Source organism: Roseofilum sp. Guam (genome assembly GCF_017746735.1).
In the GTDB taxonomy this organism is placed as follows: Bacteria; Cyanobacteriota; Cyanobacteriia; order Cyanobacteriales; family Desertifilaceae; genus Roseofilum; species Roseofilum reptotaenium.
In genome coordinates, this window is sequence record NZ_JAGHZN010000053.1 from 19,910 (window position 1) to 44,129 (window position 24,220).

Annotated in this window: 24 protein-coding genes and 1 pseudogene; 13 read left to right on the forward strand and 12 right to left on the reverse strand. The window is 44.0% G+C overall.

From position 1 onward, the window contains the following. Positions 1–42 precede the first annotated feature (42 nt). Together chlP and J7529_RS19240 are read right to left on the reverse strand one after the other, a co-directional pair. Positions 43–1,263: a geranylgeranyl reductase gene (gene chlP / locus J7529_RS19235; protein WP_318730316.1), complete on the reverse strand. Its 1,221-nt coding sequence runs from the start codon at positions 1,261–1,263 to the stop codon at positions 43–45. A 352-nt stretch (positions 1,264–1,615) separates the two neighbouring features. Next, positions 1,616–2,587: a protochlorophyllide reductase gene (locus J7529_RS19240; protein WP_318730317.1), complete on the reverse strand. Its 972-nt coding sequence runs from the start codon at positions 2,585–2,587 to the stop codon at positions 1,616–1,618. A gap of 348 nt (positions 2,588–2,935) precedes the next feature. Between J7529_RS19240 and J7529_RS19245 the strand changes: the two genes are divergently transcribed. Genes J7529_RS19245 through J7529_RS19255 form a run of 3 tightly spaced genes read left to right on the forward strand, consistent with a single transcriptional unit; the run spans position 2,936 to position 5,187 of the window. Then, positions 2,936–3,214, forward strand: coding sequence for a DUF1830 domain-containing protein (locus J7529_RS19245; RefSeq protein ID WP_318698846.1), 279 nt, complete (start codon positions 2,936–2,938; stop codon positions 3,212–3,214). Between the two features lie 57 nt (positions 3,215–3,271). Further along, on the forward strand, positions 3,272–4,183 hold the full coding sequence (locus tag J7529_RS19250) for an Ap4A phosphorylase II (protein WP_318730318.1): 912 nt from the start codon (positions 3,272–3,274) through the stop codon (positions 4,181–4,183). Positions 4,184–4,200: 17 nt separating this feature from the next. Then, positions 4,201–5,187: an Rpn family recombination-promoting nuclease/putative transposase gene (locus J7529_RS19255; RefSeq protein ID WP_318730319.1), complete on the forward strand. Its 987-nt coding sequence runs from the start codon at positions 4,201–4,203 to the stop codon at positions 5,185–5,187. Position 5,188: 1 nt separating this feature from the next. Here J7529_RS19255 and J7529_RS19260 read toward each other — a convergent pair whose 3' ends face one another. Further along, on the reverse strand, positions 5,189–6,691 hold the full coding sequence (locus tag J7529_RS19260; RefSeq protein WP_318730320.1) for a DEAD/DEAH box helicase: 1,503 nt from the start codon (positions 6,689–6,691) through the stop codon (positions 5,189–5,191). A gap of 268 nt (positions 6,692–6,959) precedes the next feature. Here J7529_RS19260 and J7529_RS19265 point away from each other — a divergent pair, with 268 nt between their 5' ends. The 5 genes from J7529_RS19265 to puuE all read left to right on the forward strand — a co-directional run bounded on the left by J7529_RS19265 (position 6,960) and on the right by puuE (position 10,289). Continuing rightward, entirely contained in the window at positions 6,960–7,253 is a 294-nt protein-coding gene (locus tag J7529_RS19265; RefSeq protein WP_413038925.1) for a PP2C family protein-serine/threonine phosphatase, read from the forward strand. Between the two features lie 57 nt (positions 7,254–7,310). Next, complete coding sequence (locus J7529_RS19270) at positions 7,311–8,210, forward strand: diguanylate cyclase (RefSeq protein ID WP_318730322.1); 900 nt, start codon at positions 7,311–7,313, stop codon at positions 8,208–8,210. Positions 8,211–8,315: 105 nt separating this feature from the next. Then, positions 8,316–8,891, forward strand: a complete 576-nt coding sequence (locus J7529_RS19275; protein WP_318730323.1) for a DUF6272 family protein — start codon at positions 8,316–8,318, stop codon at positions 8,889–8,891. An 84-nt stretch (positions 8,892–8,975) separates the two neighbouring features. Further along, a complete protein-coding gene (locus tag J7529_RS19280) occupies positions 8,976–9,332 on the forward strand; it encodes a slr1659 superfamily regulator (RefSeq protein ID WP_413038928.1) in 357 nt (118 codons plus the stop codon). A gap of 45 nt (positions 9,333–9,377) precedes the next feature. Continuing rightward, on the forward strand, positions 9,378–10,289 hold the full coding sequence (puuE, locus tag J7529_RS19285; protein WP_271936974.1) for an allantoinase PuuE: 912 nt from the start codon (positions 9,378–9,380) through the stop codon (positions 10,287–10,289). 20 nt (positions 10,290–10,309) lie between these two features. Here the strand turns inward: puuE and J7529_RS19290 are convergent, their stop codons facing one another. Then, a complete protein-coding gene (locus tag J7529_RS19290; protein WP_271936973.1) occupies positions 10,310–10,666 on the reverse strand; it encodes a DUF6464 family protein in 357 nt (118 codons plus the stop codon). Positions 10,667–11,012: 346 nt separating this feature from the next. Here J7529_RS19290 and J7529_RS19295 point away from each other — a divergent pair, with 346 nt between their 5' ends. Then, positions 11,013–11,483, forward strand: coding sequence for a M23 family metallopeptidase (locus tag J7529_RS19295; RefSeq protein ID WP_413038929.1), 471 nt, complete (start codon positions 11,013–11,015; stop codon positions 11,481–11,483). Between the two features lie 59 nt (positions 11,484–11,542). On the opposite strand, the gene J7529_RS19300 is transcribed toward J7529_RS19295, so the two are convergent. Both J7529_RS19300 and J7529_RS19305 read right to left on the reverse strand, forming a co-directional pair. Continuing rightward, positions 11,543–12,523, reverse strand: a complete 981-nt coding sequence (locus tag J7529_RS19300) for an aldo/keto reductase (RefSeq protein ID WP_318730326.1) — start codon at positions 12,521–12,523, stop codon at positions 11,543–11,545. Between the two features lie 27 nt (positions 12,524–12,550). Next, complete coding sequence (locus J7529_RS19305; RefSeq protein ID WP_318730327.1) at positions 12,551–12,994, reverse strand: VOC family protein; 444 nt, start codon at positions 12,992–12,994, stop codon at positions 12,551–12,553. A gap of 36 nt (positions 12,995–13,030) precedes the next feature. Here J7529_RS19305 and J7529_RS19310 point away from each other — a divergent pair, with 36 nt between their 5' ends. Continuing rightward, the gene (locus J7529_RS19310; RefSeq protein ID WP_413038930.1) at positions 13,031–13,486 is read left to right on the forward strand and encodes a molybdenum cofactor biosynthesis protein MoaE; all 456 of its coding nucleotides are present in this window, start codon (positions 13,031–13,033) and stop codon (positions 13,484–13,486) included. 126 nt (positions 13,487–13,612) lie between these two features. Here the strand turns inward: J7529_RS19310 and J7529_RS19315 are convergent, their stop codons facing one another. Continuing rightward, positions 13,613–14,044: a hypothetical protein gene (locus tag J7529_RS19315; RefSeq protein ID WP_271936969.1), complete on the reverse strand. Its 432-nt coding sequence runs from the start codon at positions 14,042–14,044 to the stop codon at positions 13,613–13,615. An 85-nt stretch (positions 14,045–14,129) separates the two neighbouring features. Further along, positions 14,130–15,095 (reverse strand): aldo/keto reductase, encoded by a 966-nt coding sequence (locus J7529_RS19320; protein WP_413038932.1) that lies wholly within the window; start codon positions 15,093–15,095, stop codon positions 14,130–14,132. A 146-nt stretch (positions 15,096–15,241) separates the two neighbouring features. Here J7529_RS19320 and J7529_RS19325 point away from each other — a divergent pair, with 146 nt between their 5' ends. After that, positions 15,242–15,448 (forward strand): hypothetical protein, encoded by a 207-nt coding sequence (locus J7529_RS19325; RefSeq protein ID WP_271936967.1) that lies wholly within the window; start codon positions 15,242–15,244, stop codon positions 15,446–15,448. Positions 15,449–15,496: 48 nt separating this feature from the next. Here the strand turns inward: J7529_RS19325 and J7529_RS24820 are convergent. From J7529_RS24820 to J7529_RS19340, 4 genes and pseudogenes are all read right to left on the reverse strand, one after another. Beyond that, positions 15,497–15,619 (reverse strand): annotated as a pseudogene (locus J7529_RS24820) (element excision factor XisH family protein); the annotation flags it as partial. 122 nt (positions 15,620–15,741) lie between these two features. After that, on the reverse strand, positions 15,742–16,365 hold the full coding sequence (locus J7529_RS19330) for a pseudouridine synthase (protein ID WP_318730330.1): 624 nt from the start codon (positions 16,363–16,365) through the stop codon (positions 15,742–15,744). Between the two features lie 8 nt (positions 16,366–16,373). Next, positions 16,374–17,759 (reverse strand): TerD family protein, encoded by a 1,386-nt coding sequence (locus J7529_RS19335; RefSeq protein WP_318730331.1) that lies wholly within the window; start codon positions 17,757–17,759, stop codon positions 16,374–16,376. Between the two features lie 86 nt (positions 17,760–17,845). Further along, entirely contained in the window at positions 17,846–18,844 is a 999-nt protein-coding gene (locus tag J7529_RS19340) for a sulfite exporter TauE/SafE family protein (RefSeq protein ID WP_318730332.1), read from the reverse strand. 359 nt (positions 18,845–19,203) lie between these two features. Between J7529_RS19340 and J7529_RS19345 the strand changes: the two genes are divergently transcribed. Beyond that, on the forward strand, positions 19,204–22,623 hold the full coding sequence (locus tag J7529_RS19345; RefSeq protein WP_318730333.1) for an amino acid permease: 3,420 nt from the start codon (positions 19,204–19,206) through the stop codon (positions 22,621–22,623). 11 nt (positions 22,624–22,634) lie between these two features. After that, the gene (locus J7529_RS19350) at positions 22,635–23,999 is read left to right on the forward strand and encodes a response regulator (protein ID WP_318730334.1); all 1,365 of its coding nucleotides are present in this window, start codon (positions 22,635–22,637) and stop codon (positions 23,997–23,999) included. Positions 24,000–24,220 lie beyond the last annotated feature (221 nt).

Here is a 24,220-nt window from a genome sequence, read left to right on the forward strand (position 1 = left end):
ATGTTGATTCGTATTGGCGATACGTACAGTAAGTTACAGCACTTAAGGGGCTAAAGCATTACCCCGGAGCAAGCTACCAATGGTTTTCGCAGTAATCTTCATTTGGATCAAGGGATTCGCGGGAACCACGGTTTTGTACAAGTAGCTGTCAAAGGTTAGCCGTTGTACGTCCTTATCGGAACACATTTCGACAAAGGCTTCGCGGGTGGCATCGCTGCGATAGAAGACCTGTTGCAGGATATCGAGTACCTTGTAGGTCAGGCCATATTTCTTATCCCAGCGTTTGATGTAAACCTTGAGATCGTCTTCTGTGGGAATGCGTTGACCGTTGTTGGAAAATTCGACGATCGCCTCTGCACACATACGACCGGACTTGGCAGCAAAGTAAATTCCTTCTCCAGAAGACTTGGTTACGGTTCCTGCGGCATCACCCACGAGGGCAACCCGACCGCGTACTCGATGGGGACGGGGATGTTCGGGGATGGGGTGGGCTTCCACCTTGATAATTTCTCCGCCAACCAAGCGCTTGGCAGCACGAGCGCGAATTCCGGCTTGCAATTGTTTAATTTTGGCTTGGTTAACTTTCATCGTTCCCGTTCCGACAGCCACATGGTCGTATTTGGGGAATACCCAAGCGTAGAAGTCTGGCGATACATCGTCTCCGACATACATTTCTGCCAAGTCTTCATAGTAGTTCATTAGATGATCGGGAATACGGATACGCTCTTGGAAGGCGATCGCGTAGTTATAGTCTCCTGCTTTAATCGCTTTAGCGACTTTGGAGTTTGCTCCATCTGCACCAACGACAACATCAACCTGGAGAGTTTTCGCCACTCCAACCGTGCCTCCCTGAGAATGGTCACTATAGTGCAGGGTATAGGGATCTGTGCTATTGGTGGGAATTTCCAGTTTCTGAACTGTTCCGTTAATTAAAGTAGCGCCCAGTTCGGCTGCGCGATCGCGCATGAAGCCATCTAGCACTTCCCGGCGACACATACCAATATATTCGTCTTCCCGCTCTATATTAATATCAACTTCTCTGTTAGATGGCGAGATCATTTTCATCTTTCTTACGCGCCGATCAATAATCTGAGGCGGTAAGTCAAATTCACTGACCATACAGAGGGGAATAGCTCCACCGCAGGGTTTCGCGTTGTCTAGCTTACGCTCAAACAGATAAGTTTCAATCCCTGCCTTTGCTAGGGTCTCAGCAGTGCTTGAACCTGCTGGCCCCGATCCTACTACAGCAACCCTTATACCCAAAGGTTTTCTCCACAATCGTTACACAACACGGATTGAATCGTACCATTTTCTGGGGGTTTTCTGGGCCAGTTGGGGCGTAATGTAACTAAACTGCAACAGAGTTTAACACAATGATACGAAATATGTGAGGGCACTGATGGTTAACATAAACCCATCGTTACATTAGCGCTTCGTGCTGTCATCAATTCTTGAAAGACAAGTTGCTCAAGGGGTTCTATAGCGTTTTTAAATGAAAAGCAGACACGGTATAGGGGCAAACAGCCATTGCCCCTCTTGATTACGATTAGTTTGGTGAATCGACAAGATATTGCCCTCTCTCACAGGAGAGGGACTTTCCTTGCTTAATTCTGAATTAAGACAATCCCACTAACGTTTCACTCAACTCCCATAAACGTTTTGCCTTTTCCATATCACTTCCTTCGGCTGAAAGTTCTTGTGCGAAGGCTTGGCGGCCTTCTTTTTGGCGGTTTCCCCAACTCCAATGAACTCCAGATTGTTGATATTCTGGCTCGGCCATTACGTCGGCAACCCGTTCTCCAGCTAATTCTTGGGAAACATAGCCACCGGTAATATTCTTTTGAAATAGGGGGAAAATTGTACGGAATAGGGGATAATGATTGCGGAATAGAGGCGTATCTGCCACACATCCGGGATAGAGCGAATTGAACACAATTTGAGTCGATTCATAATAGCGGCGATGGAGTTCACGGGTAATGAGCATATTACAAAGTTTGCTATCTTTGTAGGCTTTACCTGATTTAAATTTCTTGCCATCAATCATAGAAATCGGGGCTTTAAATCCTTGTTCCAATCCTTTCATATCGCCTAAATCAGGAGGGGCAGGGATGGGAATTTTACCTCCTAGCTCTTTCGTATTTGCTGTTACTGTTCCCAGGATAATCAGGCGACGGTTGGAGAATTTAGACTGAATCAGATCGTCTAAGAGTAGGTTGCATAGAAGAAAATGACCCAGGTGGTTCGTGGCGACACTGACCTCATAACCATCTACTGACCGCTGGGGTTCTTTCAGCAACGGTAGATATACTGCCGCATTGCACAATAGTACATCTAGAGCGCGTTTACTTTCATGGAAGGTATTAACAAAGTTACGCACACTCTGTAAATCTGCTAGATCTAAAGGAATAACTGTATACGCATCCTTGGGAATCTCCAATTCCCTAGCCGCCGCTTCAGCCTTCTCTAGGTTACGGCAAGCCATGATAACATGCCAGTTATCCCGTTTAGCCATAGCCTTAGTTGCGTATAAGCCGACTCCAGAGGATGCGCCTGTGATGATTGCAGTTAAGTTACGTTTTTGTCCCATATGGTTAATTAAACTCGATTGACCCAAGTTATGTAAGATTTGGTCTAGATTTATTTAGCATATGGGGAAAAGGGGGCGATCGCAACCGCTCAAACCAGCAATTGGCAATTTCTGATCCTAGATGAGAGGATCAACATTTCAGCAGGATCGTTTCCTAGAATATTTACTTTCCAGACAAAAATCACCTGAATTCGCATGTTGTTTATGTATTTTTTCCATGATCAACCTAAAGATAAAAAAATAGGTATGATAGTATTGGGTTATGTTTTTTTGGGATATAACCCTGCTCTGATCCCGTTCTCAGAGATACAGACCATTTAGTTAAAAGTCAACTAATCTCCTCTTAACATGAGCCAAATTCTTGATGCCTTATCTCAACTGCAGTCTCAGCGTTTAGTCTGTAGCTATAAAAACGGAACTGAATCGATTCAGATTGCCCGAATTACCAATATTCCCAACTGGTATTTTGAACGGGTGGTATTCCCCCAAGAATACCTGTTATTTGAAGCCCCTCCTTCTGCACATCTGGAAATTTATCAAGGGCATGAGCCAGAAAATGTCAAGTTAGTGACTGAGATATTATGCGATCGCCTCTGCATCAGCGAACCTGAAGCTCTGGCTGTTTAAATCTGCCCCTGAAAGCCCTATCATAAGGCTGAAGAAACTAAGGGCCCTCAACTACGGATGCAAACGAATTCCCCATCATTCACCCCTGGCACATTAAGTGACCGAATTCGCCAACAAACCCAGTATGCTTTAAGTTGCGGGGCCCTACATCCCATCCTCACTGACTACGAAATCATCGAAGATCGGGGTATTCCCTTTCTCGTCAGAATTATTTCTAACCTAGCCCGCAAAGAAGCCCAAAAACGCAAGCAACAAGTCTCTTCAGAGTTTAGCAAACCGGTTAATCCATTTTTGCCCTGCGATCGCGACCTCTTCGTTACCAATATCTCCCCCACCCACCACTGTCTGCTCAACAAATATAACGTCGTAGGCCACCATATCCTGATCGTCACCCGTGATTTTGAACCCCAGGACAATTGGCTCACCCTTGCCGATTTTCAAGCTTTATGGTTCGCCCTAGCGGAAATTGACGGTCTCGGATTCTACAATGGTGGCACGGATGCCGGGGCAAGTCAACCCCACAAACACCTACAACTCGTTCCCCTTCCCCTGATCCCCGAAGGCATTGCCATTCCCATCGAGACGGTATTCGACTCCAAATCACCTCAGAGTAGTCCCTATCAAAGCCATCAACTGCCCTTTCCCCATGCGATTCGCTTTTTTGACCCTGAGATAATTAACAGCCCAGAAAACGCCGCTCAGGTGAGCCTTAACTGCTACTATCAGCTCCTGCGGCATGTGGGACGCTTAGAACAAGACAACCCAGGCATTGAACAAACCGGAGCCTATAATTTACTGCTCACCCGCCGCTGGATGATGGTCATTCCCCGCTCCCAGGACTCTTGGCACTCCATTTCCGTTAATTCCCTAGGTTTTGCTGGAGCTTTATTAGTCCGAGATGCTCAAAAATTGGCACAATTAAAAAAAGTAGGATTAATGAATCTACTCCAGCAAGTTTCAGGATTCTAAAGTTAGAGGATAAAATCATGGAATTTATCAGTCCCAAAACCGATTTCGCCTTTAAGCGTATCTTTGGCTCCCAACAAAGTAAAGATATTCTGATTAGCTTCTTAAACGCCCTGATCTATGAAGGTCGCTCAGAAATTACTGACCTAGACATTATCGATCCTTCTAATCAAAGTGACATTAGAATCATCAAAGACAGCTATCTTGATGTCAAAGCCATCTTAAGCAACGGGACTACAGTACTGATCGAAATGCAATTATATAACACCCCTGCATTTAAAAAGCGAGTCTTATATAACTGTGCTAAAACCTATGGCAATCAACTCAGTGTTGCCCAAAGTTATACGCGACTGCAACCGGTGATTTCCCTAACGATTGTCGATTTTCCTCTGTTTCCAAAGGTTGACCCCATTATCACTCACTTTTCTTTAAAGGAAAAAAAATTATCATTTGACTATCCAGGCGAACAGATCGAACTCATCTTTGTAGAATTGCAAAAATTCAATAAATCCCTAGAAGTCTTGGAAACCTTGACTGACAAATGGATTTATTTTATGAAAGAAGCACCTAATTTACAGATGATTCCCAGTCGCCTAGAAGAAGTGCCAGAAATTGGCAAAGCTCTAGAAATTGCTAATCGAGCTAATTTAAGTCCAAAGGAAGCAGAAGAGTTACACCAAAATGAAATCTGGCTGCTAGACCAGCAAGGTTACGCGGTGCAAGCGAGAATAGATGGACTTGCACAGGGACGGGAAGAAGGACGGGAAGAAGGACGGGAAGAAGGACGGGAAGAAGGACGGGAAGAGGGAGAATTTTTGGGACAACTTAAATTAATATTGCGGTTACTCGAACAGCGTTTTGGAGAGCTGGAACAGAGTCTGAAAACCCAGATAGAAGAGTTGTCTTTATCTGAGCTAGAGTTACTCAGTGTTGCTATTTTTCAATTAGCTGCTCTGGAAGATTTATCCCATTGGTTAGCCGATCATTCTAATGGCAATGAGGCATAATTTAGAGATCGTCTTTGTCTTTGTCCTTTTCGGTTTCTGTGGTGTAGGATGAAGAGTGTTCTGCTGCTCGTTGGATTTGAGTCTCTCCTTGACCATAAATCAAACGTAAGGGAGTGAGCGAAGTAGATTCTTTTTTAGGTTCTCCTCGGCGACGTTCTGAGGTGCGCTCTTCTGCTGTGTTTTCGGCAATCACTTCGTAGAGAATAGCCTGTTTATTTTTTTGAGAACCTTTCCGCAATACTCGCCCTAAGCGTTGAATATATTCGCGCTTGGATGCGGTTCCAGATAAAATAATGGCAATGCGAGCATCGGGAACATCAACGCCTTCGTTTAAAACGTGGGAAGCGACTAAAGTTTTATATTCTCCTTGACGGAAGCGGGTAAGCATATCATGGCGTTCTTTGACGGGGGTTTGATGGGTAATGGCAGGAATAAGAAGAGTTTGGGAAATTTGATAAACGGTGGCGTTATCAGCGGTGAAAATGAGGATTTTTTCGGGATAATGTTGGCTAAGGAGGTCTTGAAGAACCCGGAGTTTACTATCAGTTGACAGGGCGATCGCCTTGGCCTCACGATGTGCTAACATTGCCCTACGACCTTCTGGAGACCTGCAACTGGCGCGGACAAAGAGTTGCCAGCCTTTCACGGAACCGAGGAAAATGTTAGACGATCGCAGAAACTGGTTCCTCTCTTCAATTAATGCTTCATATCGCTGCTTTTCCTGTTGGGACAATTTCACCTTAATTTGCACCACCTCATGATGTGCCAAAGCCTTACCTGATAACTCTTGCGCGGTTTTCTGATACACCGTTGCCCCCAACAAAAAGGCTAAATCTTGGTGTCGTCCGTCCGCTCGCTCTAACGTCGCAGTTAAGCCTAACCGATAGGGGGCGATCGCATATTCAGCAATCACGCGACTAAACTCAGTCGGTAAATGATGACACTCATCGCAAATGAGTAACCCATAGCGAGACCCCAACGCCTCTGCATGAATCGCCGCACTATCATAGGTTGCCACAAGAACAGGAGAGCGATCGCGCGATCCGCCCCCCAATAACCCCACCTCCACATCCGGAAATGCTGCCTTTAGATGGGCATACCATTGATGCATTAAATCTAACGTTGGCACAACAATCAATGTCGTTCGGGGGGTAATCTGCATGGCTAATTGAGCTAAATAGGTCTTTCCCGCAGCCGTCGGCAGAACCACCACCCCCTGACGTTGGGCATCCCGCCACGCTTGCAGAGCTTCCACCTGGTGGGGATAGGGAGTCATTTCTAAGGCAGGAATTAACTCTACGGGGTAAAATTCTTTGGCTCGATCATCAAATACAGCCTTTTCCTCCCACAACGTTTCCATTAACTGGCGATAATGAATCGCCAAAATACGAAACTTTTCTACCCGATCATCCCAAGTAGCATAATCAACCCAAGTTTTTCCCTTCGGTGGGGGATGCAAAATCAGCGTACCGCGATCGTAAGTTAATTTGGGGATACGAGTCATAGACCTTCATCGATTCAACCTTGACCATCTTTACTCATTATATTTCCTTCGTTGTTGCGCTTTAGCACTAAAGCACAACAATGAAATCAGTTTTCTAATGCACTACATTTAGAGCGATCGCAACACAATCATAGTATCGATAGAAATATCGATAAAAATTTAACATTTATGATCCTCGATTACTATGAAGGTATCCTGAAGCTCAGTGGTCAGCATGAAGAAATTATTATTGTCCGTGCAGGGGGGGATCATTGAACGCATAGACACCATGGATCCAGGATTTCCCATTGGTTTAGATTCTGACATTTCCCCCTTTCTTGCTGAGGAGAAAATTTACCTCAAGCCTGGAGAGATCGTACTTCTTTATACGGATGGTGTCACGGAAGCGGAAAATGTAGATGGAGTACACTATGGAGTAGATCGTCTGTGTCAAATTCTCAGTCAAAATTGGCAAAAGTCTGCAGAAGCCATTCGACAAGATATCATTAACGATGTCTTGTGTCATATTGACCAGCAGAAAATCTATGACGATATCACCTTATTGGTGTTAAAACAACGATAACTGTTGATCTGGATACAAAGCCAGTCTATGAGTGTTGAATATTCTATCGAATCTACTATGTCCTATCCTGAACTGTCTACCACTAGAGATGTTTCCTCTCAATCTCTCAGTCAATATCAACCAGAACTTGAAAGCTTGCGTCAGGAAATTAGGATGCTCAAACAAGAAAAAAAAGACTTAGAAATTCTCTTAGAAAATATGATAGAACATTCAGATACAGTAGAAAAACTGCTTCATGAATCCAATCGACAACTGAGAGCAGAAGTTTTGGAACGTAAGCAAGTAGAAAAAAAACTTCAACGCTCGACCACTGAACTGAATCGTCTTCTAGAAATAGTCTCTAGGGAGAAAGAAGATTTGGAAATTATTTTAGAGGCGATTACTGAACATGCAGATTTTATTGAAGAGCAAAGCCATCAAGAAAGTATTCATGATAGTTTAACTCAACTATATAATCGTCACCACCTCGAAGACGTCTTAGAGCGAGAACTCAATCGTGCTAAAGGACATCACCTCTGCTTAGGGGTAGTGATGATTGACATCGATCATTTCAAAGTATTTAATGACACATTTGGTCATGATGCCGGAGATAAAGTCCTCCAAGCCGTTGGTCAATGTTTACGAAAGCAAGTGGAACAAATAGGAATTGCATTTCGCTATGGTGGAGAAGAATTAACCCTCGTCCTATCGGATCGCAATCTGGAGGAGACCGCCGAATTCGCTGAACAAGTGCGGCAAGAAGTTAAAAACCTTGAAGTTCATCATCAAGGACAACAATTAGCTCCAGTCACCATTTCCCTTGGTGTTGCTTGCTATCCTATGCATGGATCTACCCCTAGAGAATTAATCAAAGCAGCCGATGTGGCCTTGTACCAAGCAAAAAAAACAAGGCCGCGATCGGGTCATCCTTTACCCTTAACTTCCTTGATCTCAAAGCAAATATCCATAGTACAATGAACAAGTCCCGTCTCATTTATCCAAATCTAAGGAGAAAAAAGAAACGCTATATAGAATATATTTAAATCCATAGAGCAAGAAAAATGGTCAAAGGTGAATTCAAAAATGGCAGAAACTTTTGGTGACTATATCGACGACTTACCGGAGAGTCCAGAATACTTAATTATTGGATTTTCCCCCAGCTCTGTTCCCTTAAAACAGCGTTGGCGCAACAATGGCTTATCAGCAGACTTCCTCGCTGACTATCTGACTACTTTTTTCCCTGCCAAAGATGATATTTCAGAACAACAGCAAGCAGAAGTCAAGAGTGCGGTCAGCTACATTGCCAATGAATTATTAGAAAATGCCATGAAGTTTAACGACGAAACTTCAGAATTTCCGATTAGTATTCGTCTGCAAGTGCGAGAAGATAAAATCATCTTTACAACCTCGAACAGTATCCCCCGTCAAAATGTGAATAAATTCCAAACGTTCTTGAAAAAAATAGAGCAAGGCGATCCTCAAACTCTATACTTGGAACAACTCGAAAGTAGTGCCCAAGAAGAGAGCAGCTCTAATTCAGGATTAGGACTGTTGACCATGCTTAATGACTACTTTGCCAAGTTGGGATGGAACTTTGAAACGGTTCCCGATCATCATGGTGTAATTAAAGTAACTACTATGGTACAACTCCCCATATAAATTGATTAGCACTTAATCCTGTTTAAGTGTAGTTAAAGACAATCAAAAATAATTATAGACACTAAGGAGAATGAATGAATGACTATCGAAATAAAAACAGAGGACTACAACGTATACTATGATGATGAAACGAAAACCATTAGTTTTCAAGGCTCTCTACGGTTAAGTGGCATGGATGAATATGCCCCGATTGTACAAATTTTAGAAGAGATTGCTGAACAACAGCCTCCTATGATTACGTTGAATTTACGAAACTTGGAATTTCTGAATAGTTCAGGGATTAGTATGCTCTCGAAATTCGTAATTAAAATTCGTCAGAAGAAAGATATGGCCATGGTCGTCAAAGGATCAAAAGGGATTCCTTGGCAAGGAAAATCTTTGAAAAATTTACAACGGTTAATGCCTTCGTTAACCTTAGAGCTGGAAGAACTTCAAAGTTAACCTTGGCAAGATGTAGACATGAAATAAAACATTTGGACGGTTGTTATGCTCCCTCAATCGCCTCGTGAATTCATTGGTTATGGCCAACATCCTCCTGACCCTCAATGGCCAAATCAAGCCAGAATTGCGGTTCAATTTGTCATTAACTACGAAGAAGGTGGAGAAAACTGTATTCTTCATGGTGATTCTCATTCTGAATCTTTTCTTTCAGAAATTATAGGTGCATTACCTTTAGATGGAGTTCGTAATATGAACATGGAATCCATCTATGAATATGGAAGTCGAGTTGGATTCTGGCGACTCTATCGCCTGTTTACGAAACGCCAAATCCCCGTCACCATCTATGGGGTAGCCATGGCCTTAGAGCGCAATCCAGAAGCCGTAGCTGCAATGAAACAAGCAGACTGGGAAATTGCCTCCCATGGTTACCGCTGGATTGACTATCAACATATTGGCGAAGAAACCGAACGAGAACATATTACAAAAGCTATAGAAATCCATACTCAAGTAACTGGGTCTCGTCCCTTGGGATGGTATACCGGTCGAGTGAGTCCCCATACCCGGAGACTGGTGATAGAAGCTGGGGGTTTTTTGTATGATGCAGATAGTTATGCTGATGATTTACCCTACTGGATCATGGAGTATGGCCCACCCCACTTGGTCATTCCCTATACTCTAGATACCAATGATATGCGGTTTGCCACTTACCAAGGCTTTAATAGTGGAAATCAGTTTTTTACTTATCTGCGAGATGCCTTTGACCTCTTGTACGCAGAAGGTGAAGAGAGTCCCAAAATGCTCAGTATTGGTCTACATTGCCGATTAGCAGGAAGACCTGGACGAGCGGCAGCTTTGGCTCGCTTTTTAGATTATGTGCAACAGCACGAGCGGATTTGGATTTGTCGTCGGGTAGATATTGCTCGTCATTGGCATAAATATCATTATCCCGATGACTAGACAATGAAGATTAATACAGCTTAAGTTCTCTGTTCATAGAATCTACAACTAGAACAGGGGCCTTCTGGATAGACTGCACAACGAATTAATTCAGATAAGGCATTAAAGCGACAAGTACTATCGCCAATAATCCACCGTCCCTCGACTAAGCTTTGTTCTCTGGGAGGGGAGGACGGTTGAACATAGAGGGCAATTTTGTGTAAACGATATTGGCCCGATTTTAGGGTATAGCGATGACGACGCTCCAGAACAGTATAGGTTTTGCCTTCAATATTAAGATAGTTTCCCGGTTGGGGAGTCCAGTCGAGTTGAATTTTGCCTAAGTTCTCACGGGGATGGGTGACAATAATCTCTGTGGGCAATAAATCAGGTTCCATTGATGATCTTGATGATGACTTAATCTGCGTACAATAATCCTTTAAGGTATCGCATTGAATGAGTTATGGCCATCGGGATTTTAGATTTTTTTATAAAATGCAGATGAGCTGAAGTGATAGTCTGGGGTATCCGGATGATCGCAACAGCAATGAGAATGGTCTAAACATAGATTTTTTAGTACATTATCTAGAGCGATCGCACAGAGGAATCATGGTAGCACGCAAACATAGATTAGGGTTCTGGAAAGCGTTTTTGGGCTTAAGCCTGACGTTGGGGTTGAATGCAACGGGATTGCCAACTCAAAGTATCGAGATTGATCGAGGCCAGGTGGTAGAATCGGTACCAATGGCGGCCATGAGGGGTTGGAATAGTGCTTCATTTCCTGTGGAAAATTTTGTGGAGTATACGTCCCGGTTTGGGCCCCGTGGTGGAGGCTATCATTACGGTTTAGATTTGGCCGCTCCCTATGGTAGTTATATTCGCAGTTGGTGGACTGGAAGGGTCGTGGAAGTGTGGGAAGATAATCGCTGCGGCACAGGGATTGTGATTGAGTCAGGATATTGGGAGCATATTTATTGCCATGTCAAGGGACGGGTAGGAACCCATCAAGGTCGTCCCTATTTGATGGATCAGGCTGGTGGCATTATTCTTTGGGAAGGTCAGATGGTGAATTCTGGCGATCGCATTGCTAGAGTGGGTATGACTGGACGTACTAGTGGCCCCCACTTGCATTGGGGTTTGAAATACGCGGGTCAATGGGTTGACCCCAGCATGATTTTACTGGCTATGTCCCAATCGCGCGTTGCTGGACGATAGCGTGAATAGGGAGACACGGGGACGCACAGAAATAGCCTATTGCCTAATTGCCTATTCCCTTAACCTGTCTGGAAAATGTTTTTGACCATTCCCTTTTTCAATCCCGCAGCCGCTCGATCTAATTCATCGACTTCCCCAGGGGTTAAAGACCAACCTAATGCACCGATATTTTCTTGGGCTTGACGGGTATTCTTTGCACCAGGGATAGGAATTGTGCCTTTAGCCATACACCAATTTAATGCGACTTGCGAGGGCGTTTTGTGGTGAAATTCGGCGATCGCGTGTAAACATTCTAAAACTGGTTTAACTTGGGGTAATAACTCCTGAAATAACCCCTTACGCAGTCCTTGAGGTAAGGGGCCAGATTCTGTATATTTTCCGGTTAACAATCCTAACGCTAAGGGACTATAGGCAATCAGTTGGATGCCCAAATCATCGCAGACCGCTTTCAGATTGAGTTGGGTCACTGGAGCGGTGGATAAGAGAGAATATTGTACCTGTAGGGTGAGAATAGAAATCCCTCTGTTGTGCAAGTGTTTGACAACTTTCTGCAATCGTTTGGGCCCATAATTGGATAAACCCACTGCTTTTACTTTTCCCTGTTCATATAAATCAGCTAACCCATCTAAGAGTGCCCATTCTTGCCAAGGGGCATAATTAGCAGTAGACCAATGCATTTGCACTAAATCAATGGGTCGTTGCAAGCGTTGAGCGGATGCTTCTCCGGCTTGCACCATAGCATTTCGGGTGAAACGCCAAGGATAAGGGGCGAGTTTGGTGGCGATACAAAGACTATCTATATTGGCAGCAATACACTCTTGGGCAAATTGTCCGAGGAGCTTTTCACTTTGGCCATTGAATTTACCGGTTCCATAAGAATCTCCAGTGTCGAATAGGGTAATGCCATTGCTCACACAGAGATTAAAGACGTTTTGTAAGTCTCGATCCATGGTAGGGTCATATTGCCAGAGTAATCGATTGCCCCATGCCCAGGTTCCGCATCCCATTTTGGGTAAAGATAAGGTGGAAGTGCTTGCCATTTTTAAGGGTAAAATCTGATAAAATAATTAATCGGGATCGCAGCGAATTTCGACGAGAAAACCATCGGGATCGTAGAAGTAAATTCCACGTCCTGTGGGGCGACTGACGGGGCCGCGATCGATCTCTACTTGATGATGCTGGAGGACAGAAACGGCACGATCGAAGTCTTCTGGGGCAATATCAAAGGCGAGATGGTTGGCGCGGGTAAATTGGGTTTTAGGATTGGGGTCTGGGGGAGATAATTCAGCTTCCCAGAACAGGTCTATAATGATGCCATCGGGAGTGCGAAAGTTGGCAACTTTTCCAGCAGCGACGAGGTTAATGAGGGTTTCGGGGACTTGTTCGCCCGTGAGTTCTTCTAAGCCTAGGATTTGACCGTAAAAGTGCCGGGAAGCGTCCATGTTTTTGACGTTGAGGGCAATATGATGGACGGTTTTCAGGTAACCTTGAAGGAGGGGCGGGGAGTTCATGTTTAGATAGGTTTAGTGAATGATGGCTATGGTGTTATGTTAGAGCAGTTTAAGATTACTCGCGATCGCCTCTCGTTAGAAGAAGTGTATCATTTAGCAGAAGATCCCGGCAATGGGGCGATCGCCCTGATGAGCGGTATGGTTCGCAATCAAACCGAAGGGAAACCGGTGATGGCTCTCGATTATCAAGCCTATGAACCGATGGCTCTAGAAATCTTTAAGCAGATTACCCAACGTATTCATCAAGCCTATCCTAGCGTAAATCGAGTGGTGATTCACCATCGGTTAGGATATTTGGAAATTGGTGAAGTGAGTGTGATTATTGCCGTGGGTAGTCCTCACCGAGCAGAAGCCTTTGCTGCTTGTCAGTATGCCATTGATGCACTCAAGGAAGATGCTCCCATCTGGAAAAACGAATGTTGGGCAGATGGAACACAAAGTTGGGTGAAACCTTCAGTAGACTTCTTGCAGAAGTCCGGAAAAAGACAATAGGGGCGAAAAGTTTTTGTTTTTCGCCCCTACTGGTATTATAGCGTTTCTCTCTTCTATGAGGTACAGCTTGAAGCCTTAGAACCTAAGCTATACAAGCTATTGCAAAGCAAGCCTACGCGAAGCACTTTACTTCTCTTTTTTGTCGTTGTTGTGATTCGATTTTTTGAATTTACAAGAAATACTGGGAGGAATACCCAATTTAATATCAATGACCAAATCTTGTAGGATCTGAATATACACGCCCTCGAGTTTTTCATGAAAGCCTTTGGCCATCAAGACAGCTTTTAGGGCAGCGACTAAGAGCTGGTTATTCTCATTTTCGGCAATGATGCGCTCAACGGTTTCATTATCAATTTGATCAACAGAACCGATTAAAGTCGCATTGATTTCCGGTAAAATTCCAGCTTCAATATTAAAGCTATCTAGGCTTAAACCTAGGTCTTCTGCTAAGGGCAGAAATTTGTTAAATTCATCAATAACATCTTCAATTTTTTCTTGAGCTGCATCTGCAACTTCGGCGGCTCTTTCTTGGGCTTGGTTTTTAATTCGATCAAACATAACCTATTTGACTTCACCATAAGAGGATACCCTGTCTAATACCACGAGAGTCAATACAAGTCAAGAAAATTATCGTTAAACTTCATTAAGTCCAACGGCGGAAAAATGTGGCTTCTTGCCAAGTTTCGGCGGTAAGTTTTTCAATGGCTTCGAGTTGGTCTAAGGATAGGGATTGAAAGGCTTGGGCCACCTTAACATTTTCTTCCAGTTGAGTGACATGTTCAGCAGCAACAATACAGGAATGAATTTCAGGTTGGGATAAAATATAGCCTAGGGCTTGATCCATACTGGTTAATCTTCCGGGTTCTAAAAGTTTGCCATAGGCAGGGATTTTCATGGCTATAACACCAACATTTTTTTGTTGGGCAACGGGTAAAACTGTGGGGATAAAGGGACGGGGATGATGTTTATCGGCTGCGTTGATCGACACCAGCGTGGTATCAAAGGGATAACGGTTTAATCCTTCTACAAGAATAGCGGGTTCATGGTGTCCGGTAATGCCACTAAACCGAACAATTTTTTGGGCTTTGGCTTCTTCTAAAGCAGCGATCGCCCCATCTTGGGCAAATATGCGATCCAATTCTTCCCCAAAAGAGACATGGTGAAATTGCCAAGCATCCAAATAGTCGGTTTGCAAACGCTTCAAAGACTGTTCTAACTCTCGCCAAGCACCATCGCGATCGCGAGCAGCCGTTTTCGTGGTTAAGAATACTTGTGATCGATAGGAGGGTAAAACTTTTCCTAAATAATTTTCACTAGGACCATAACTAGCGGCTGTATCAAAATAACGAATGCCCAATTCTAGTGCCCGTTCAATAATGGCGATCGCCTCTGACTCTGCTCCATTCCAGGATAGGGGCGTTTTTCCTGCTCCTCCTAAGCCAAAAACCGGTAAGCTCTCCCCCGTTTTGCCCAAAATTCGCTCCGGTAAAGGAGTTCCTGAATTAGCCAAAACCACTGGAGAGCGGGAAGAAGAGCGACTTAGGGCACTCAGAGTTGCGCCTAAAGAGGCGATCGCGCTACTTATAAGGAAAAAAGTCCGTCGTTTCATCCCTTGACCTGCCTGCACTATTTTCTGAAATCCAGTATAATTTAACTAAAAGGTTTCTTTCGCATCTCCAGGAGTATGTCGCCTGTTCTTCAATCTGACTGTGCGATCTAATCCTCTTAAGTTTCCTATTTACCAATAGAATTGAGATGAAAACGAGTTTAGCTAGTCCATCAACAGTAAATCTTGAGCAAATTATAGAGCGAATTTTTGAAACTCGCCAAATTTCTCGCGCCGATCAAGAGGGTTTTATGAGATTATTGTTATCTAAAGATGCCCTAAGTTTTGCCGATCAACGCCAAATCGATCGAGTATTTGAAGGATTACGCCAAGGTCGTCTACGAGTGGTAGATTAAACTGCACTGCTCCGCTTCCCTAAGAGCGCTGTTTCTGACCCTTCAGTCTCAATCAAATATTGACCCAAAACTTATTCTTAAATCAGCGATCGCCCAAGGGTTCGTAAATCTTTTAATTTCAACAACAAATTTTTCTTTCGCTTTGCGAGCAGCCATTAATTTCGTCATTCCTAAATCAACAAATTAGCATTTCTGGTTGTTTGTGCTTTCTGCCCACTGATTTTGTATAGCAAAAGAAGGGAGAATGAAGACATTTCCTATTGCCTGTTCCCTAAAACCACAATTTAGCTGTCCTAACTTAACCAGCTCCTTGCTATATTGCCCACTTCTTCCGGGGTCAAATCGCGCCATTGGCCAGGGTTTAAAGCTCCTACTCCTAACCCTGCTAAGGAAACCCGCACTAATCTTAATGTCGGATATCCTACCGGTGCTGTCATCCGCCGTACCTGACGATTTCGTCCTTCCGTGAGTGTTATTTCCAACCAAGATGTGGGGACGGTTTTCCGGTGGCGAATCGGTGGATTGCGTTCTGGAAGATTCGGTTCAGGGATAATTTGTACTTGGGCAGGCCGAGTTTTACCGTCTTTGAGCGTGATGCCTTGACGCAAGGGATTTAAGTCCTGGTCATCAGGAATGCGTTCTACTTGTACCCAGTAGGTGCGCGGATGGCCATAGCGCGGGTCAGAGAGACGATGCTGTAGAATGCCATCATTAGTTAAGAGCAGCAATCCTTCACTATCCCGGTCTAATCTACCCACGGGATAAACCCCAGGAACAGGTATATAATCCTTCAGGGTTTTCCTGGCTGATTTGCCTTGGGTATGGGGATTATTATCCGTGAATTGACAGAGAACATTGTAAGGTTTGTAAAACAGGAGATAGCGCTGAGGCCGATCGCCGCTAGAAGCAGATTTCATGGGCATCACTAGGGTAGTAAACCTCGATCGCGGGCAGTTTTGAGCCAGTTGGGATATTCTGTCATCAGTAGATCGTACAGCTCTTGGTCGGCGATCGCCTCTGGATCTTCTACACTGAAGAAATCTGCATTATCGATATATCGTCCCTCCAAATCATCCAAATTTTCTAAAAACTCAAATTGACTGCCGCCCCTCAAAAAGCCTAAAATGCCCCCACGCTTCGATGTGACATCTTTACTCGATTTCCCAATCGCCATAAATTGCCAGAAAATCGGCTCATAGGATGACCATTTTAACTGTTGTTCGGACGGGTCACGATCGAACGGTCGCCCATCGGTGACAAACATCACGTAAACTGGTACATTAGCCTTAAATGGCGATCGCCGATTTCCACCTCTCGCATCAGGAAAATAAGTATTTCTAATGGCTTGCAATGCGGGAGAATAGTTAGTTCCTCCTGAACCTCGATATTGATTTTGAGCTTGACCGATAAAATTATGGAAGTTCTCGACCGTCATCTCACCCATATCCTGGGAATTTCCGGCAAACAGAAAAATCTTAATCACTCCATCATCATCAAACCGACAACCGAGGGCTAATATTTTTTCCGCTAACCGTTGAATTTTCCCTGAATGATAGAGTGAGTACATAGAACCAGAAACATCTAAACAGAGGGCAACTTGCGCTTGATGGTCAGTTAAATTTGCCTTTTGCAAAGAAATATCGGCTTTTTTGACTAAATCGAATAATAGAGGTGCTTCCTTTTCCAATTTCTTCTCTAATTCAATCGCTTTTGCTCTGCGGATGGGTTCGGGGGCAGCAGGTGGAGGAGCAGGTGGAGTGGCTCCTTCTTGATGATATTGGTCTAAAAAGCCTTGTAATCCAGAATTATATCCTTGACCCAGGGCATGAAAACGCCATTGTCCTCCTTTTTGATAAATGCGACCAAATTCTAGGGCTGTTTCTGAGGTAAATGCCTCAGTTAAAGCATAACGGACTAATTCTTCCTGGGTTTGGGGATTGGAGATCGCCATAAATGCTTGGTCAACGTGACGAAAACTTTGATTTTTTGCCACTCCTTCATCAATAGTGACCACAAACACCAGTTCAGTAATCACTGGGCTAATTTGACTCAAATCAAGCATAAAGCTTTGCCGACCTTCTCGATAATCTTCTAGTCGTTGCAAAGCGCGATCGGGCGATCGGGGATTATTATAAAATACAAAATATTCTTCGGCGGGAATCAATCCATTTGCCCCTAACATAAACACTGAACCATCAATATCATATCCCGACTCTGTAGTTCTCCAACCCACTGCTATCTGGATTTTTTGTAGATCGGGATAGTTTTGGGACAGATTAAATCGTGCACCTTTAGTTAATTCAGTAGTCATAGATTGAATCTCGAATATCTTTTCTTTTTTACGATCGATTTCATATAAACTCTAACCCTATTGCCTCAAAACATAACCCAACTGTCCTAATCAACTGATTCCTTACTATAGATATTAGTCCGGTACATCCAGTAATTCAGACCCGAAAAAAACATCATAGCAATTAAGCTAGAATAGATAGCGAGTGAAGTCATCTCCACCAGTAATAAAGAACTGATGATTTCTAGCGAAATCAAGCCAATTACTATATTAGCAAGAGTTTGCCGAGTTAAGAGAGAAGATAATATTGCCCCCAGAGGAGCGCCGACCACAACCACAGGAATTGCTGCCAACCAGTAACTCCGAACAGGCTCTATAAAATCATTCAATATCCAGGCATAAAACGCAAATCCAAAAACAGCATTTGTGGCCATCAAAATTACAGAAGTTGGCGTAGCAACTCTTTCGCAAAATCGAAAGAGAATCACCATCACAGAAAAACAAAATATATTAATTCCACTACCGACTAGACTACTAATGATTCCGCCCATAGTTCCAGCGAGTAGCCAGATGATTCGCTCATTTGCCGTCCAGATTGGCATCCCTAGATGGACTTCTCTCGGTAATCGGTTTAAGGCTAATAATGTAATCCCAAAACTAGCGAGTAGAACTGTAAATGACATTTTTATTACATCTGGAGGCAAAACAGGGGCTAATAAAATTGCACCGAAAACCATACCGATTAGACCTCCAATACTGCCCCAACAAATAACCCGCCAATCGACTCGAATGCCGGTCAAGACGATCCCTATGGCGGCGGCTGTTATGCCGATACTTTGAATGGCTAAGGAAAATATTTTAGCCTCTGAGGGGTCAATATGTAAAATCTTAGTAAATACAGGAAAAATAACTGCTGCTCCTCCCAGACTTGTTCCTCCAGAAACTGCCGATCCAAAGATCATCGTTAAAGCAATTTCCCAATACTCCATAACATAAGAAATAGCTCGATTGATACCGAGTAAGCTTAACCAGATTGTCCAAACTGTAAGGGCGATACAGATCGTGACTGTGCGTTTGCGAACAGAGATCTTATTAGGGGGAGTCAAGGGTTTAGTCCTCTTAAGTTATTGAATAAAAAAATAGAGTTTTTTTTCCGACTGGGTAGGTCGAAGAGTGAACAGAAACTTCAGATTAAGCTAACACAATTATCCTAAAGGCGATCGCCGATAGGAATCAAACTCCCTTCCCTGTCATCTCCATAACCTATTACCAAGGGAAAATGCTATATGTTGACTGAGCTAGATGCTAGGGAGTAAAAAGAGTTAGAGCAACTATGGGAGAAAAGTCGATTCGCTATCCTACTGGCTGCTGGTAGGTTAACCAATCCATAGTCAGCCGATTGACCCGATCCAGATTCAAGTATTCATTTACTTCTGGGAAACTAAAATAATTGCTACTCTAGCCTATGTCCCGCTTAGTCGCCCAACATCAACATCAGAAACTAACCATGCGGCTAACTCGTAGTTTTAGTCGCTTAGAAGATTTTGGATTTAGCCTCACGGGATTATTAGTCTGGCCGGGAACAGTGATTGGAATGCATTATGCTTTGGGCCCTCAAGCACTATGGGTTTGGTTGCCTGCTGTTATTGTGGCGATCTTACTCAATCTCCAATTAGCTCGGTTGGGCAGTTATTGGCCGGAGATGTCGGGCGGCACATCCAACTACGCAACCCGCTTGCTAAAGTCTTATCCAGGTTTGGGTTTATATGCAGCCAGTGGTTACTTCATTAGTTGGGCAGCTCTGATTCCGATCAATGCTATTGTTTTGACGGATTTAATTGCAGCGCTCCTAACGCCCTATAGCATTGAGATCCCCAATACGGCTCTCAATATTGGCTTTACCTTAATTGCCTTTATCCTAGCGTTCAGTGGCAACCGCGCCCTAGCCATTCTACACCTGATCTTTATGCTGCCGGCGATCGGCTTCCTCCTAGTTTTTGCGATTCAGGGATTGGGGTGGTTAGTTCTGTCTCCGGACAGTCCAGGCTTTTTCCCCGATCGCTGGTCTCCCTTTGCTCCAGTAGAATGGGCAAAATGGTATTTAGTCGCGGTCTATGCTGTTTATGCCAGTGAAGGTGCAACGGCCTTTATTGCTGACAGTCGCCAACCCAGTTCAGCACTCCACTATCTGAAACTGACGGCTGGACTATTACCCATTGTCTATATTGGCGGCTCTTGGGTTGTGATGAGATTGGATAGCGATCGCACATTCGGAGACGATGCTCTGCTCAACCTGATCCAAAGCGCTCAGTCCTTTTGGGGAGACTCGGCTACCGTATTAATTGTATTGCTTATTGCCTTTGCCTCTTTGCTCAGTTGTGCCACCACAGTCGCCCTAAGTGCCAGGGTTCTCTACCAACTTGCTCTTGATGACTATATTGCCCCAGTATTTGGCGTGGTGTCCCGTCGAGGTGTTTTAGGCCCTGCCCTCACTGCCACACTAATCATTAGCATCGCTTGTTTAATTTGGGGAAATGTTTTGCGGATTATCTCGATCACCGGAATTGGCTATCTCGTTTCCATGATGGTGCTTCATCTAGGACTATGGCTCAATCGTGAAAAGCCGGAAGTGCTTTGGCCGTGGTGGTCTCTCGGTTTTCTAATAATCGAAACCCTGGTGCTGGTGGTTGGCGGTTTGGCTTGGAGCGTGACTGATTTTTGTGTCGGTTTAGCTATCCCCATCGTACTGATTTTAGGCGATCGCGCGATCTATCAATTGTCCTTAAAACTGCCCATTTTTCAGCCCACTTGGTGGAACAAGCGCTATCAAATGAGGCCAGCCGGAGATTTTAATGATTTTGTTGGGCTTCAAGTCTCGGTATTGATCTTTCTCGTTTGCGGGGCAGCAGCACTCGGTTGGTCGATGAGTTCTCGATTCCACTGGCTACCCCCAGAGATCCGAAATAGCGTGCTAGTGATTGTTATCTTAACGGTGGGATTTGTAGGAGTAGCGATCGCCTGTTGGACGAGCTTACCTCAAGTTGCTAGAATTGCCGAAGCCAGAGAACAAGCAGAACTTTTATTTACCATTGCCCAAGATGCCATCGGAGCGATTGACCGCCTGGGAGTTATTCGCCAAGTTAACCCAGCCATGACCGCATTATTTGAAACCGATAGACGCGACCTGATCGGCCGCCCCCTCAAAGACTATTTAAGAAATTTGCCGGATACTGTAGAAAGTTGGCCGCGACTGAGCGAACAGCAATTAATCTTGGGGGAACGGGCGATCGTCCTAGAAATGTCCACCTCAGAATTAACCCACAACTTTTTTGAAGAAAATGTCATTATTCTGCGCGATATTACTGAACAAAAACAAGCTGAAGCCGCCCTACGAAAATCAGAGTCCCAACTCAGAGAGCAAGCGCAACAATTAGAATTGAGAGTTCAAGAACGCACTGCCGAACTCCAACTTGCCAAAGAAAAAGCCGATACTGCCAGCGCTGCAAAAAGCAACTTTATTGCCAGCATGAGTCACGAACTGAGAACGCCCCTCAATGCCATTCTTGGTTTTTCCCAACTGATGATTCGCTCCCAAACCCTGCCAGAAGAACAGCAGGAAAACGTTAGCATTATCAACCGTAGTGGAGAACATTTGCTGACCTTGATTAACAATGTTCTCGACCTCTCGAAAATTGAAGCTGGACGAACCACTCTGAATCCCAAGAATTTTGATCTGTACCGCTTACTATCCGATATAGAAGATTTACTACACTTGAAAGCAGAGGCAAAAGGACTCAACTTAGTAGTAGCGTGGGAGCCGGATTTAACCCGGTATATTTGTACCGATGAACTCAAAGTGCGCCAAATTCTGATTAACTTGATTAACAATGCTATTAAATTCACAGAAACGGGAGGAGTATCGGTGAGAGTTGCACCTAGTCCCATCTACTCCAATACCCAGGTTAAACTGATTTTTGAAGTAGAAGATACCGGAGCTGGAATTGCAGAACAAGAATTAGACCAGCTCTTTGAAGCATTTTCCCAAACCACCAGCGGCAAAAAGTCCCAAGAGGGAACCGGATTAGGCCTAACGATCAGCCGTTCCTTTGTGCAATTGATGGGAGGTGAGCTGACGGTTCACTCCCAAGTTGGAAAAGGCACAGTCTTTCAATTTGATATCAATGCTATTCCTGTAGAACGAGACCAAGTCGAAGAGCGCAGACCGAAACGGCATGTTATCGCCCTCGAACCCGGTCAACCTCGCTACCGGATTTTACTGGTCGATGACAAGCCTTTGAATCGTAAGTTATTAAACCAATTGCTATCTCCCTTGGGGTTTGAACTTAAAGAAGCCAGCAATGGCAAAGAAGCCATAGAAACTTGGCACAGTTGGGAACCGCACTTGATTTGGATGGATATGAGGATGCCAGTTCTGGATGGATACGAAGCAACACGGCGCATCAAAGCGACGATTCAAGGACAAAATACGGTGATTATTGCCCTCACTGCTAGTGTCTTAGAAGAAGAGAGAGCCGTGGTTGTCTCTGCTGGCTGCGATGACTTTTTACGCAAACCATTTCGACAAGAAGAAATCCTTGAGGCTATACAGAAACATTTAGGGGTGCGGTATGTTTATGAAGGCCCCGAAGAAATTGACACTTCCAGTGCAACTTCCACAGAAAATACATTAACCCGCGAAGCGTTGATGGAACTCCCAGAGACTCTTCGGCAACAATTGCAGGAATTGTTACTCACGGGCAATCTGAAGCTGTTAGCCATAGTTCTAGACGAGATTGCTGCTGACGATCCCGCTTTAGCTCAGGCGATCAAAGCATGTTGCGATCGCTTTGACTATCAGAAAATTCTAAATTTACTGACCGAATAATATCAACCTCTATGAATAGTGAGCAAATGAACGGCGATTCAGGCAATATCTTAATTATTGATGATAGTCCCGCTAACTTACAACTATTGATGGGTTTGTTATCAGAGAAAGGATATACCGTTAGACCCATTCCGAGCGGTAAATTAGCCCTCCAAGGCATTCATTTAGACTATCCAGACCTGATATTACTGGATATTTCCATGCCAGAGATGGATGGCTACCAAGTCTGTCAGCACCTCAAAGAGGATGAAAGAACGCGAGATATTCCTGTGATTTTTGTCAGTGCTTTTGATGAGGTTCTAGACAAATTAAAGGCCTTTGAAGTCGGTGGAGTTGATTATATCACTAAGCCATTTCAGGCGGAAGAGGTTTGGGCGAGGGTAAAAAATCATCTCTCTTTGCACCGCTTACAACAGGAATTACAGCAAAAAAACGAACTTCAAGATCTAAAATTAGCGGAACAAAATGCGTTACTGCAACAGATGAATGAACAATTGGGACAGACCAACCAAGAATTGTGCCGACGCTTAGAGGAGCTTCAAGAAGCCCAACTGCAATTAGTCCAAGGGGAAAAAATGGCTACATTAGGTCAGTTGGTGGCAGGAGTTGCCCACGAAATTAATAATCCTCTCGGTTTTATTGGTGGGAATATTGGCGCTGCACAAGACTATTTGCAAGACTTGCTCGAAATTCTGGCTCTCTATCAAGAAAACACGTCTCCTCCTGAGTCAATTCTGGACGAGATTGAAGAGTTTGATCCTGATTTTATTCGGGAAGATTTTCCTAAACTAATTGCATCGATGCAAACGGGATGCGATCGCATTCAAAATATTAGTACGTCGTTGCGAACTTTTTCTCGCAGTGATGCCGGTGAAAAAGTTAAATTTAATCTCCATGAGGGTCTAGATAGCACTCTCTTAATTCTCAAATATCGACTGAAAGCTAATGAAGAACGACCCGCTATTGAGATCGTGAAAAACTATGGCGATATTCCTGAAGTGAACTGTTATGTTGGCCCCATCAATCAAGTCTTTATGAATCTTTTGTCTAATGCCATTGATGCCTTGGATGAAAGCAATGCAGGAAAAGCATTTACAGAAATAGAAACACAACCCAATTGCATTACTATAAGCACAGAATTTAGTCAAGATAAAAAATGTATAATAGTTAGAATTGCAGATAATGGCAGGGGAATACCAGAAGAGGTGAAAGCAAAAATATTCGAGCAAGGATTTACAACCAAGGGGGTGGGAAAAGGTACGGGTTTGGGACTGGCGATCACCTACAAAATTGTCCAAGAAAAACATGGTGGAACTATAGCTTTCATATCAGAATTGGGTAAAGGGACTGAGTTTACGATCTCTATTTTTGTATAAGATAACACACAAAAAGAGATCGGTTGGTGAGATCGCCAAAACCAGGTTATAGACTCTTCTGCAAGATAGTGAGGAATGGCATCGCCACGAAGGAGCGATCGCGATCTCTACTTGAATCTAATATAAAGGCTATAATCTAAATTCCGCCAAAAGTACATAGACAAATGGTCTTGAAGTTACCTGGTTATCAAATTAGGCAAAACAGACCCGTACCAACAACA